The 13,045-nt window shown below is 65.1% G+C and carries 11 protein-coding genes; 7 read left to right on the top strand and 4 right to left on the bottom strand.

Annotated elements, in window-relative coordinates; genetic code table 11:
* Positions 1-114 precede the first annotated feature (114 nt).
* From QRN11_RS05125 to QRN11_RS05115, 3 genes are all read right to left on the bottom strand, one after another.
* Positions 115-1,011, bottom strand: coding sequence for a carbohydrate ABC transporter permease (locus tag QRN11_RS05125; RefSeq protein ID WP_285250143.1), 897 nt, complete (start codon positions 1,009-1,011; stop codon positions 115-117).
* A gap of 9 nt (positions 1,012-1,020) precedes the next feature.
* Positions 1,021-1,971 carry a carbohydrate ABC transporter permease gene (locus QRN11_RS05120; RefSeq protein WP_091423626.1) on the bottom strand — a complete coding sequence of 317 codons (951 nt, stop codon included), beginning with the start codon at positions 1,969-1,971 and terminating at the stop codon, positions 1,021-1,023.
* Positions 1,972-2,046: 75 nt separating this feature from the next.
* Positions 2,047-3,351 (bottom strand): ABC transporter substrate-binding protein, encoded by a 1,305-nt coding sequence (locus QRN11_RS05115; RefSeq protein ID WP_285250142.1) that lies wholly within the window; start codon positions 3,349-3,351, stop codon positions 2,047-2,049.
* A gap of 263 nt (positions 3,352-3,614) precedes the next feature.
* Between QRN11_RS05115 and QRN11_RS05110 the strand changes: the two genes are divergently transcribed.
* The 3 genes from QRN11_RS05110 to QRN11_RS05100 are packed head-to-tail and all read left to right on the top strand — an operon-like array spanning position 3,615 to position 7,194.
* Entirely contained in the window at positions 3,615-4,586 is a 972-nt protein-coding gene (locus QRN11_RS05110; RefSeq protein ID WP_350223969.1) for a DUF6807 family protein, read from the top strand.
* The gene (locus tag QRN11_RS05105; RefSeq protein WP_285250141.1) at positions 4,583-6,160 is read left to right on the top strand and encodes a glycoside hydrolase family 43 protein; all 1,578 of its coding nucleotides are present in this window, start codon (positions 4,583-4,585) and stop codon (positions 6,158-6,160) included. Before QRN11_RS05110 ends, QRN11_RS05105 begins: the two co-directional genes overlap by 4 nt.
* Before the next feature lie 17 nt (positions 6,161-6,177).
* Positions 6,178-7,194, top strand: a complete 1,017-nt coding sequence (locus tag QRN11_RS05100) for a LacI family DNA-binding transcriptional regulator (RefSeq protein ID WP_285250140.1) — start codon at positions 6,178-6,180, stop codon at positions 7,192-7,194.
* Positions 7,195-7,216: 22 nt separating this feature from the next.
* On the opposite strand, the gene QRN11_RS05095 is transcribed toward QRN11_RS05100, so the two are convergent.
* A complete protein-coding gene (locus QRN11_RS05095; RefSeq protein ID WP_285250139.1) occupies positions 7,217-7,921 on the bottom strand; it encodes a FadR/GntR family transcriptional regulator in 705 nt (234 codons plus the stop codon).
* A gap of 151 nt (positions 7,922-8,072) precedes the next feature.
* Between QRN11_RS05095 and QRN11_RS05090 the strand changes: the two genes are divergently transcribed.
* From QRN11_RS05090 to QRN11_RS05075, 4 genes are all read left to right on the top strand, one after another.
* Complete coding sequence (locus QRN11_RS05090) at positions 8,073-9,563, top strand: four-carbon acid sugar kinase family protein (RefSeq protein ID WP_285250138.1); 1,491 nt, start codon at positions 8,073-8,075, stop codon at positions 9,561-9,563.
* An 83-nt stretch (positions 9,564-9,646) separates the two neighbouring features.
* Complete coding sequence (locus QRN11_RS05085; RefSeq protein WP_285250137.1) at positions 9,647-10,546, top strand: NAD(P)-dependent oxidoreductase; 900 nt, start codon at positions 9,647-9,649, stop codon at positions 10,544-10,546.
* A gap of 155 nt (positions 10,547-10,701) precedes the next feature.
* Positions 10,702-12,168 carry a GntP family transporter gene (locus QRN11_RS05080; protein ID WP_285250136.1) on the top strand — a complete coding sequence of 489 codons (1,467 nt, stop codon included), beginning with the start codon at positions 10,702-10,704 and terminating at the stop codon, positions 12,166-12,168.
* On the top strand, positions 12,168-13,019 hold the full coding sequence (locus QRN11_RS05075) for a class II fructose-bisphosphate aldolase (protein ID WP_285250135.1): 852 nt from the start codon (positions 12,168-12,170) through the stop codon (positions 13,017-13,019). The genes QRN11_RS05080 and QRN11_RS05075 overlap by 1 nt, the downstream gene beginning before the upstream one ends.
* Positions 13,020-13,045 lie beyond the last annotated feature (26 nt).

Raw genomic sequence — 13,045 nt, 5'->3', positions numbered from 1 at the left:
ATGTGCTGATGATGCGTGCGGAGATCGTCAGGACTGAGCTTCAGTCCCTTTGCCGGTTCGGATGGCGCTGCTGCAGGCCTGCAGTACTTCCGGCTGCCCTGCTTCAGGCCTGCATTACTTCAGGCCGGTGGTGGCGATGCCGTTGATGAGGTATTTCTGGCCGGCGATGAAGAATCCGATGATGGGGGCAATGGACACCACCGACATGGCGAACATTGGACCCCACATGCTCTGGCCCTCAGAGTCCATAAAGGCCCGCAGCGCCAAGGGAACGGTGTAGAGGTCCTGGTTCTGGATGTACAGCAGGGGACCAAAGAACTCGTTCCAGGTGGAGATGAACGTGAAGATGGCGGTGGTGGCCATCGCCGGAACGCAGAGCGGCAGGATGACCCGCAGGAAAGTCCGGAACGGACCGCAGCCGTCGATCTGGGCGGCGTCGTCGAGTTCCCTGGGCAGCGCCTTCATGAACTGGACCATCAGGAAAATAAAGAACGCGTTGGTGGCCATGAAGTTGGGAACGATCAGCGGCAGGTAGGTGTCCAGCCAGCCGAGCTGCGAAAAGATGATGTACTGCGGCACCAGCAGCACGTGGCCGGGGAGCATGAGGGTTCCCAACATCAGCGCGAAGAACAGCTTCCGGCCGGTGAACTCCATCCGGGCGAAGGCGTAGGCGGCCAGGGCACAGGAGAAGATGTTGCCCACGATCGAGAACACCACCACGATCAGTGAGTTGATCAGGTACACATGGAAGGGCTGGTCCAGGGCGGTCCAGCCTTGGGCGTAGTTGCTGAAGTCCCAGTTTTCGGGCCACAGCCCCAGTTGCCGGAAGATGTCGTTGCTGGGCTTGAAGGAGCTTGAGATCAGCCACAGCAGCGGGTAGAGCATCACCAGGCCAACCAGGCACAGGATGAGGTGCCGGGAGAATCGGGTGCCCGTGGTGCCGGTTAATGCATCTTCCGCGGGTGCTTCCTTTTTCTGCTTGTTTTTGAGGGGTAGTTCGAGGAGAGCCATAGCGGTGCCTTAATTGTCGTAGAAGACCCAGAACTTGGATGCGATGAAGTTGATGGCAGTGAAAACCGCGATGATCATCAGGAGCAGCCACGCCATGGCGGAGGCATAGCCCATCTCGAACTCCGTGAAGCCCTTTTGGTACAGGTACAGGTTGTAGAACAGGGTGGAATCTGCCGGCCCGCCAGTGCCGCCGCTCATCACATAGCCCTGGGTGAAGGTCTGGAAAGACCCGATCAGCTGCATGATGAGGTTGAAGAAGATGATGGGGCTGATCAGCGGCAGGGTGATGCTGCGGAACTGGCGCCACCGGGAGGCGCCGTCAATGGCCGCCGCCTCGTAGTACATGGTTGGCACCTGCCGGAGCCCTGCCAGGAAGATCACCATGGGCGAGCCGAAGGTCCATACATTCAGGACGATCAGGGTGCCCAGGGCGAATTCCGGGTCGGTGACCCAGGCCGGGCCCTGGATTCCCAGGAGGCCCAGGAAACCGTTGACGATGCCTTCGTTGCCGAAGATGTAGCGCCACAGCATCACGATCGCCACGCTCCCGCCCAGCAGGGACGGCAGGTAGTACACGGAGCGGTAGATCGCCAGGCCCTGGAGGCCGCGGTTAAGTACCAGCGCTATCAGCAGGGCCACCGCCAGCGAGATAGGAACTGATACGAACGTATAGATAAACGTGACTTTCAGGGACTGCAGGAGGCGCGGGTCCTCGAACATGGCCTGGAAGTTGGCCAGGCCCACGAAGTTCGGCTCGGTGAAGAGGTTGTAGTCCGTAAACGCCAGGTAGAGGGAGGCGAAGAACGGGATGATGGTGAACAGCATGCCGATGAACCACGGCAGCAGGAAGAGGTAGCCCGAACGCTGGTTCTTGCGCTTGAGGCGTGCCCGGCCGGGTTTCCCGCCGGGCGCGGCCAAAGTGGCGGCCGCGCCGGGGGCTTGCTTTGTCAGCACTGACATGGCGCCAGGCTCCTATCGTCGGATCTGCCGGTGTTGGGTATGGCGGCTTCGGATTGTGACAAGAGGACGGGGCGCCTACTTGTTGATCGCCGCATTGCTCTTCTCAAGGAAGGTCTTCGCTGCATCAGCCGGGGTGACACGGCCGAATTCCACCTCGGTGGCCAGTTGCTTGAGGGTGTCCGCCACAACGCTGGCACCCTTGGGATACACGTAGGCGGGGGCGAGGTCGTCCTTCTGGATCCCGGCCATCAGGTCAACGAACTTTTTGTCGTCTTCGCTGAGCTTGGAGGTGATGGACTCGGCTACCTCGGGGTTGACCGGAACGCCGCGCTGCGTCAGCGTATGGGCGGCGCCGTCGGCGTCATTGGTCAGGAAATCCAGGAGTTTGGCAGCCTCCTTGGGGTGCTTGGATTTGGCGGCGATGGACCACAGCATGGTGGGGTCGGCAGAGTAGCCGCGGCGCTCGCCGGAGGTCTCACCGGGGATACGCAGCAGCACCACGTCTCCTTCAACAGCGTCGTTGTAGCCCTTGTAGTTGTTGATGGGGATGATTTGTGAGGCCACCGTGCCCTTGGCCAGATAGGACTGGGCGGGGGAGCCGCCAATCTGTTCGAAGAATCCCGCCGGCGGGTAGCCCCCGGCCTTGCGCAGGTCGACGCTGTACTGGAACCAGTCGCGGATGGTCTCCTCGCTAACGCCCAGCTTGTTGTCCTTGGTGTAGAAATCCTCGCCGCGCTGCCTGGCAAGCATGATGGGCCCGGTCTCGGTGGACACGTCGTAACCCGCGCCATAGACCTTGCCGCCGGTCTTCTGCGTCACCTCGGTGGCGAACTTCGCATAGTCTTCCCAGCTCCAGGTCTTGTCATCCGGAATGGTGACGCCGGCCTGGTCTGTGATGGTCTTGTTCACCACCATGCCAATGGTGGTGACGCCGGTGGCAAGGCCATAGAGCTTGCCGTCCACTTCGCCACGGCTCATCACCGTGTCCGGGACGTTGCCGAGATCCAGTTCCTTCAGGCTCTTCAAGTCCGCCAGGGTGCCGCGCTGGGCGTACTCCAGCAGGCTGCGGTTGGCCATGGCGAGCACGTCCGGCGGGTTTCCACCGGCGAACCGGGTGGCCAGCTTGTCCGCGTAAGGGCCGCTGTCCTGGTATTCGGTTTTCACCTTGATGCCGGGGTTTTTCTCCTCGAAGATCCGCAGCGCCTCCTCGGTCACCTTGGCACGGTTAGCATCTCCCCAGAAGACGAAGTTGAGCTCCACATCGCCGCCGGCCGACGGGGTTGCACCTCCTCCGCAGCCGCTCAGGGCCAGTCCGGCGGCCGTGATGGCTGCGCCCAAAACCAGCCTGCGGGAGATGGGTGTGCCAACTGTCTTCATCATTGAATGACGCCTCTCTAAAGGGTTTCCACCAACCGCTGGATGGTGGTTTCGGTGCGGGATGTCCGGAAAGTTTCTGGAATGGCAAGCGTTCCAACGTGACCGCGGGTGCCAACCGTTCCAAGTGGTACCGCCCATAAAGCAAAACTCAGTAAACGATTTCTAGCAAGAGAACGCTGTGACTGTCAACACGTTTTTGGAAACTTGTATGAATGCCAAACTCAGAAAGTTTCTGAATTGCTTGCCGATCTATTTCTGATCTGCGTATGCTGATGCCTACATCCTGGAACTGCCCCTCACCGGAGGTCCGCTTGGCCATTCCCATCGATACCCCTGCAGCGGCACGTGGCGCTGCACCGCAGAAGCATCCTCTTGCCGCCCACAACACTTCACTGCTACAACCCGCGCGCTTTTCGCCTCGGCCTTATCTCCACCCGATGCGGTCAAAGGCGGGTGTGGTTGTCACCGGCGCCGAACCCGCGGACCACCCGCACCATCTCGGGCTGTCCATCGCCTTTTCCGACGTCAACGGAACCAACTTTTGGGGCGGTTCCACCTGCACGGCAACCAACGGCCCACTGCAGCTGCCCAACCACGGAAAGCAGGTGCCGCACGGTTGGCAGTCTCCATCGCAGGAAGGCGGCGAGGAACGCAGTGAGGAGGAATCAGGCCGGGTCTCGTGGCTCACGGAGGGCGGCCGGGATTTAGCCGTCGAACACCGCCGCATCCAGTATTTCAGCAATGCCGGACCCTCGAGCTGGGCCCTTTCATTGTCCTCGATGATTGTCCCGGCGGTGGGCGTACAGCGGCTGGAGGTGTCGTCGTCGGCCGTTAAAGGCAGGAAGGGCGCCGGGTATGGCGGCATTTTCTGGCGCTTTCCGGAGGCAGCCCGCGAGCCGCTGGTCCTGTCCGAGGCGGGCAGCGGCGCAGGCCCCGCCCACGGATCCGGCTCGCGCTGGCTGTCCATCGGTATGGTCATCGACGCCTCACCCGTAACGGTGATCCTCGCCCAGGATGCCAGCCACATCCTGCCGTGGTTCGTCCGGGCGGAGGGCTACCTTGGTGCCGGGCCGGCAGTGGCGTGGGTCAAGCCCGCCACCGTGGACCACCACAACCCGCTGAAGCTGGCGCTGCACGCCGTTATCCATGACGGACACGTCCACACGCCCGCCCACGCCCTGGAACTTCTGGACCAGCACCCCCTCATCAACCCCGGCTCTCCCGACAGGACACCATGACCACCCGGATCCCCGCCCCCGTCTACCGCAATCCCATCCTCAACGCTGACTGGCCGGACCCCGACGCCGTGCAGGTCAACGGCGTCTACTACCTCATTGCCTCCAGCTTCAACCGCGTGCCCGGGCTGCCGGTCCTGCGCTCCCGGAACCTGGTGGACTGGGAGCACATCGGCCACGCGTTGACCCAACTGCCGCAGGCCAGCCACTATTCATTGGTGCGGCACGGCAGCGGCGTGTGGGCTCCGGCGCTGCGCCACCACAACGGGCGCTTCTGGATTTTCTACCCGGACCCGGACCACGGCATCTTTGTCCTGAGCGCGGAAAAGGCGGAGGGCCCGTGGACCGAACCGCACCTGCTCTACGCCGGCCGCGGGCTCATTGATCCCTGCCCGCTCTGGGACGAAGACGGCCAGGCGTACCTTGTCCATGGCTGGGCGCGGAGCCGGATCGGAGTCAAGAACCGGCTCACGGTCCACCGCATGAGCCCGGATGCCAACAGGCTCCTGGATAACGGAACCCACGTGATCAACGGGGCTGACCTGCCTGGTTACACCACGGTGGAGGGGCCGAAGTTCTACAAGCGCGAGGGCTGGTACTGGATTTTTGCCCCCGCCGGCGGCGTGGCGACGGGCTGGCAGTCAGTGTTCCGCTCCCGGTCCCCGTTCGGGCCTTATGAGGAGCGGCGCGTCCTGGAACAGGGGGACACTGTGGTCAACGGGCCGCACCAGGGCGCGTGGGTCACCAGCCCCCGCGGCGAGGACTGGTTCCTGCATTTCCAGGACCGCGGGCCATACGGCCGTGTGGTGCACCTGCAGCCCATGGGGTGGACCGGGGACGGCTGGCCCTGGATGGGGGAGCAGGATCCCGACGGCGGACCGGGCACCCCGGTGCCCGCCCACACCTACCCTTTGGGTACTTTTGCCCAGGACGTGTCGCCGCCCGCCAGCGACGACTTCTCCTCACCGAAGCTGGGGCCGCAATGGCACTGGCAGGCGAACCCGCAAGAGGACTGGGCGCACCAGTGCGGGGGAGGGCACCTGGTTTTGAAGCCGAAGGCCAACGATCCGGTGAACCTGCGCGAGCTGCCCAACATACTGGGGCAAATCCTGCCGGGCACACCGTCCACCTTCACCACCTCCCTGGAGTTGCAGGATGTGCCGCTGGGGACCCGGGCGGGAGTGGTGGTGCTGGGCATGAAGTACGCCTGGCTCGGCATCATCCGGACAGCTGAGGGCTATGTCCTCGGCGATGGCACCGGGGGCGAGGGGCCGCACGAGCAGCGGCTGGGCCGAAGGATTGCGTTGCCGGGCCCCCGGATAGAGCTGCAGATCCGCACCGACGGAACGCCCCGCGCCACTTTCGCCTGGCGTTCCGGACCAGGGAAACCGTGGGAGGTCCAGGGCTGGGACTTCCACGTGGTCAAGGGCCAGTGGATAGGCGCCGAACTGGGCCTTTTCGCCACGTCTCCACTGGGTTCGGAGAAAGGCGGAAATGTTATCGTGGGACCCGTGCGCGTGGACGTTTCGCCCGCCCGCCGCACCACTGCACCGCAACTCGCCGCCGCAACCCCATGACCCCGAGGACTGCCCCCGTGACCGCCACCCCGCGTCCCAAGATCGCTGACGTCGCGGCCGCGGCAGGCGTATCGGTGCCCACCGTTTCCAAGGTGCTCAACGGCCGGACCCATGTTTCCGACGCCACCCGCGCGAGGGTGCAGCAGGCCCTGGAGGACTTGGACTACTCCAAACGCGCCGTTCCAACCACCCAGCCGGGCATCCTGCAACTTGTGGTCAACAACTTCGATTCCCCCTGGGTGCTGGAACTGATGGAAGGGGTGGAAGCGGCGGCTGATCGCCTGGGATATGCGGTGGCCTATGCCCGGGCCGAGCATGTAACGCCGGAGCGGTGGCGCAAGCTGCGGGAGCCGTCAGTGAACCGGCTCGACGGCGTGCTCCTGCTGGCTCCCCGGAAGGGCTCCCGTCTGGTGAGTATGGTGCGGACCCTGAAGATTCCCGCCGTCGCCATCGACCCTGAGGGCGCGGAAGGACTCGCCATCCCCAGCGTCAGCCCGGCGTCGTTCTCAGGCGCCCTGGCTGCAGTCGGCCACTTGCTGGGGCAGGGCCACCGCCGGATCGGCATCATTACCGGCCGCAAGCACAGTCCCGGACATGGCCGCGCGCGCTATGCCGCCTATGCTGCTGCGTTGCACGAGGCCGGGCTGCCAGTACTGCCCGAGCTGGTACAGGACGGAGATTTCAGCACAGAATCGGGGATGCGGCTCGGCGGGGAATTGCTGGACCTGGCTCAACCGCCCACCGCGATTTTCACCGGAAGTGACCTTCAGGCCCTTGGTGTGATGAACGCGGCGGCGCAGCGCTCGCTGCACGTTCCGCAGGACCTCAGCATTGTGGGTTTTGACGATATTTCCCAGGCCGCGTTGACGTCGCCGCCACTCACTACGGTGCGGCAGCCCTTGGCTCAGCTGGCTTCCATGGCGGTGGGGATGCTGACCGAACAGCAGGACCAGCCCGGTTCCGCCGCCCCGACTGCCCTGGAAGTGGCAACTGAACTGGTGATCCGCGGAACCACTGCCGCGCCCGCGGACTGACCCCGTCAGTTGACTCCGGCTCCTACTTCGCCTCGAGTACCAGGTTCTTGAGGTCGTCCAGGGTCTGCTGCATGTGCGCGTCCATCGCTTCACGGGATCGCGCCGCGTCCCGGGATTCGAGGGCTTCGGCGATGTTCTGGTGATGGCCGATGGCGTGTTCCTGGATCTGGGGCACTGCCGAGGTTTCGGTGCGCCGCTTCTCCAGCACCCTGTGCAGCGGCTCGAACAAAACGGCAACAAAAACATTCTCGGAGGCATGCAGGATCAGGTCGTGAAAGGCGAGGTCCGCTTCCACGAATGCGGCGACATCATTCACCTCATGGGCGGCGCGCATGGCGGCCACGTACCCGAAGAGTGCCTGGATATCACTGTCGCTGATTCGTCCGGCCGCCAGCTCGCACGCGCCGGTTTCCAGCATGCGGCGGAGTTCGATGAGCTGGATGGAGGCTTCGGCTTCGTTTTTGCCCTCTGAGGCTGCCCGCAGCACTGCTTCCAATGATGCCCACCGGTTGAGCGGGTTGACGAACGTGCCGCGGCCGCGTTCCACGCTGAGGATGTGCTGCGCCTGCAGGGTTTTCATGGCTTCGCGGACGGTCATGCGGCTGACTTCGTGCCGGGCGCTGAGTTCGTGCTCTCCGGGGACGAGTGAGCCCGGCGGGAATTCGCCCGCAATGATGCGGTCCAGGAGCTCATCGGCCACCTGGCCTACCAGCGACTTCCTTGCCATGCTGCTGCCCCCATTACTGCCTTTGCGGATATGTCAGACAAGTCTACTTGCGCGTCTTTATGTCCTGTGCCACACTAGCATTCAAATGCAAGATGTCAGACATCTTACAGTTCCATCAGGTTCCGAGGACCCATACACAACGGAGTGCACCGTGAAGCTTGAAGCAGACGTTCTGGCCGCTTACCCGCTCGAGGTCCGGATTTCCGCCGCGACCGTGGCCGATGCCGTGGCCGCCTCCAACGCGAAGACCCCGCGGGTGCTGGTAGTGCTCGACGACGACCCCACCGGAACCCAGTCCGTGGCAGATCTGCCCGTGCTCACCCGCTGGGACGTCGAGGACTTCATTTGGGCCTTTGGCCAGTCCAAGCCCGCCGTCTACGTCCTGACCAACACCCGCAGCCTGGATCCCGCAGAAGCCGCCGCCCGCAACGAGGAAGTGGTCCGCAACGCCCTCGCCGCCGCCGGGTCTCCCGCTGAACTCCGGCTCGGCTTCGTCAGCCGGAGCGATTCCACCCTCCGTGGCCACTACCCGCTGGAGCCGGACGTCATCGCCGCCACCGTGGCGGACGTCAGTGGAGAAAAGACCGACGGCGTGGTGCTGGTCCCAGCCTTCCCCGACGCCGGGCGGGTCACCATCGGCGGCGTGCACTACATGCGCGGCACCGGTGAAGCAGCCGGGACCCTCACCCCGGTGTCCGAGACCGAATTCGCGAAGGACGCTAGCTTCGGCTTCACCACCTCGGTGATGGCCGAGTACGTCCAGGAGAAGTCCCAGGGACGCTTCGCCGCGGACGCCGTGATCGTCCTGGACCTCAACACCATCCGTGCCGGGGCAGCCGCCCAGGATCCTGCCGCCGGTGCACAGATCAGCGCCAACGCCATCGCCGACGCCATCGAAGCCGCCACGGACTCCACCCCCATCGTGGCCGACATCGTCACCGAAAACGACCTCCGCGCCCTGTCCCTGGGCCTGGAAGAAGCCGAACGCCGGGGCAAGAAGCTCCTCTACCGCGTCGGCCCCCCGTTCGGCCGCGCCCGCATCGGCCAGGAAATCCGTACCGAACTCAGCGGCGCAGAAGCCTACGCCGGCAACACCCCGTCCGAAGCCGGCGGTCTCATCGTCGTCGGATCCCACGTGGGCGTCACCACCCGCCAGCTCAAAGCCCTGACCGAACAGCACAGCGCCGCCCGGATCGTAGAGATCGACGTCGAAAAACTCCTCGGCGATACCGCGGAGGAGCACCTGGACCAGACGGTGCACACCGTCGTCGAAGCCCTCCGCGGCGGCGACGTCATCGTCCACACCAGCCGCCTGCTCATCAAGACGGACGACCCCGCCGAAAGCCTGCGGATCGCACGCACCGTCTCCGCCGCCGTCGTCGCCGTGGTCAACCGGACGCTTAAAACCTTCCCGCCGCGCTTCGTCATCGCCAAGGGCGGCATCACCTCCTCCGACGTCGCCGCGCACGGCCTGGAAATCCGCCACGCGATCGTCCGCGGCCCCATGCTCCCCGGCATCGTCTCGCTCTGGGAACCGGTGGACGGCCCCGCCAAGGGCATCCCCTACGTCGTTTTCGCCGGCAACGTGGGCGATGACCAGTCCCTCGCCGAGGTCACCCGCAAGCTCAGCAACACCTTCTAATCCCCACCGGCTCCCAACCCTCCCGGGTGGCGGGCCGGCCCGCAACTAACCCCTAGTCCTGCAAGAATTCAATGGAGAACACCATGACCAGCAACTACACCGTCACCGTCCTGGGCCTCGGCGCCATGGGCCTGCCTATGGCCACCCGTCTCGCGTCCCAGCTGACCGTCCACGGCTTCGACATCGCCGAGCCCCGCCTCAAGCTCGCCGAAGAAGCCGGTATCGCCACATTCAGCACCGCCCGCGAAGCCGCAAAGGGCGCCGACGCCGTGCTCCTGGCCGTCCGCAACAGCGAGCAGCTCAACGACGTACTGTTCGGCGAAAACGGTGTGGCCTCCGTGCTCGAGCCCGGCGCCGTCGTGATCCTCGGCAGCACCGTAGGCACCGAAGCTATCCCGGCCACCGTCGCCAGGCTGGCGGAATATGGCGTAGAGCTGGTGGATGCACCCCTGTCCGGCGGCCCCAAGCGCGCCGGCGAAGGCGACCTGCTCATCGTCGTCGGTGCTTCCCCCGAAGCCCGGGAAAAGGCCGCCCCCGCGCTGGAACTCCTGGCTTCCACCCTGACCGTGGTGGGCGACAAGCCCGGCGACGGCCAGGCACTCAAGACCGTGAACCAGCTGCTCTGCGGCGTGCACATCGCCGCTGCGGCTGAAGCCATGGCCCTCGCCGACGCCCTGGGACTGGACCAGGCCAAGACGCTTGCCGCCCTCGAAGCCGGTGCTGCCGGCTCCTTTATGCTCTCCAACCGCGGCCCCCGCATCCTGGAGGCCTACAACGAAGAAGGCGCCGAGGTCCTCTCCCGCCTGGACATCTTCGTCAAGGACATGGGCATCGTGGGCAAAGCCACCCGCGCCGCCGGCCTGGCTGCCCCCGTTGCCGCAGCCGCGGAGCAGCTCTACCTCCTGGGCCAGGCCCAGGGCCTCGCCGCCGCCGATGACTCCGCGGTCATCAAGGTGGTCGCCCCCACCAAGCGCACCAACTAGCGCCGCCCTCCAGGGAAGTACGACGACGGCGGTCCCCCCTCCGCCGTCGCCGTACCTCCCGGCAGTTCCCCAGCAGTCCCCAGCGTTCCCCCTCAGAAAAAACCAGCGCCTGATCGCCCGTCTTCTGGACTGGCTCGTCAAAGGAGACACCCTTCATGAACCACCTCATGAGCCCGCTTATAGTGCGGGCGGCGGATGCCCCCGCCATCAAACCCGCAGTGGAGCTAGGCACCCCGCTGCTGCTCACCATCGCAGCCATCGGCATCGCCGTACTGCTGGTGATGATCATCCGCTTCAAAATCCAGGCTTTCGTTGCCCTGCTCACGGTCAGCATCATGGTTGCCGTCGCCGCGCAGATCCCGCTCAAGGACGTCTTCACCGTTGTGGCCAACGGCGTGGGCAGCACCATGGGCAAAGTGGCACTGCTGATCGCCCTTGGCGCCGTCCTGGGCCGCATGATCGAAGTATCCGGCGGCGTCCAGTCGCTCGCCGCACACTTCACCGAAAAGCTCGGCGCCAAACGCGTGGCCGTGGCACTCACCGCCGTCGGCTTCCTGGTGGCCATCCCCGTATTCTTCGAGGTGGGCGTCATCGTCCTGGTCCCCATCGTGTACGCCTTCGCCAAGATCGCCAAGGTCCACCCGGTCAAGTTCGGCCTGCCCATGGCGGGCATCATGCTGGCAATCCACGTGGCAGTTCCGCCGCACCCCGGCATCGTGGCAGGTGCCGGCGTCTTCGGCGCCGACATCGGACTCATCACCCTGATCTCCCTGGCCATCTGCGTTCCGCTCGGCTTCCTGTCCTACTGGGTTGCCAGCATCATGAACCGCAAGGATTACGAACTGCTCCCGTCCGTCAAGGCACAGGTTGAGGAATTCGGTTCCGACTCGCTGGTGAAGGTGGGCCACGACGGCCCCGGTGCCGCTGCCATCGCTCCGCCGCGTCCGGGCCTGATCATCTTCCTGATCGCTGCTCCCATCGTGCAGATCCTGATCGGCACGATGGGTACGCTCACCATTCCCAAGGACAACTCCTGGTACGGCCTGGCGGCCTTCGTCGGCAACCCGTTCTTCGCCCTCCTCGTCGCCGTCGCCCTGTCCTTCTTCCTGCTGGCGGTCCGCCGCAACTGGTCGCTGAAGGAGACCGGTGAAATCTTCGAAGGCGCGCTGCCTCCCATCGCCTCCATCCTGATGGTGGTTGCCGCCGGCGGCGTGTTCGGCGAAGTCCTGCGTACCTCCGGCATCGGGGCCGCCCTGTCCCAGACCCTGGACCACCTCGGCCTGCCCATCATCGCGCTGGGCTTCGTGATCTCCCTGGCCCTTCGCGCAGCACAGGGCTCGGCCACCGTTGCCATTGTCACCACCACGGGCCTGCTCACCTCCGCCGTCGCCGAAGGCGGATACACCCCGGCACAGATCGCGGTGATCGTTATCGCCATCGGGTTCGGTGCTCTGGGCCTCTCCCACGTGACCGACGCCGGATTCTGGACCGTAGTCCGCTACTACGGCCTCACCGTCTCGGACGGCCTGAAGACCTGGACCGTCCTCACCACCATCCTCGGACTGGCCGGCTTCGCCCTGACCTTCGTGGCCTGGATCCTGGTGGGAGGCCTGGGCGTCTGATGCGCACCCGACTGGACCACCTGGTCACCTCCGCCCTCCAGCATGGATCCGCGGTCCCGGCCTTCACCTGCTACGACTTCACCACCGCACTGGCCGTGGTGGCCGCGGCGGAGGAAGCCGGCCGGGGCGTCATCCTGCTGGTGGCCCCGAAAACGGCAGCCACGCCCAACGGACTGCGCCTTACCGGAGCCCTTCGCGGCCTCGCCGATGCTGCGGCCGTTCCGGTTGCGGTGCAGCTTGATCACGCCACTGACCTTAAAGTCATGGCCGACGCCGTTGCGGCGGGTGCGGATTCCGTCCTCGCCGACGGTTCGTCCTTTCCTTACGAGGAGAACATCGCGCTGGTCCGTGCAGCCCGGGAACTCCTGGGACCCGACGTGGTGCTGGAAGCAGAACTGGGCGGCCTGGCCGGCGACGAGGACCGCGCTTTCGGCGCTGACCAGTCCGGCGTGCCAGTGGCCGGGCTGACGGATTCGGCCCAGGTGGAGGACTTCGTGTCCAGGACCGGCGCGGAACTCCTGGCCGTCGCCGTCGGCAACGTCCACGGCAAGTACAAGGGGGAGCCGCAGCTGCGCTGGGATGTCCTGCAGGACATCGCCGTGCGGACCCATATCCCGCTGGTGCTCCACGGCGCCTCCGGCATTCCTTCTGAAGAGCTGGTGAAGGCGGCATCCATGAACGTAGGCAAGGTCAACTTCAACACGGAGCTCCGCACTGGTGTGCTGTCCACGTTGCAGGAACAGCTGCCGGCCCACCGGTCTGACGGTGAAAACCTCCAGGGGCTCCTGGGCCACTGGAACCACTCGGCGGCCAGCTTCGCCAGCACCGCGCTGGCCACGCTCTCACGCTGACGTTTTCCGTCAAGGGGAGGCTAGGA

It is taken from the genome of Pseudarthrobacter sp. fls2-241-R2A-168 (assembly GCF_030209335.1).
Classification (GTDB): Bacteria; Actinomycetota; Actinomycetes; order Actinomycetales; family Micrococcaceae; genus Arthrobacter.
Note: the sequence above shows the minus strand (reverse complement) of the source record. Positions and strands in the feature narration are given on the sequence as shown.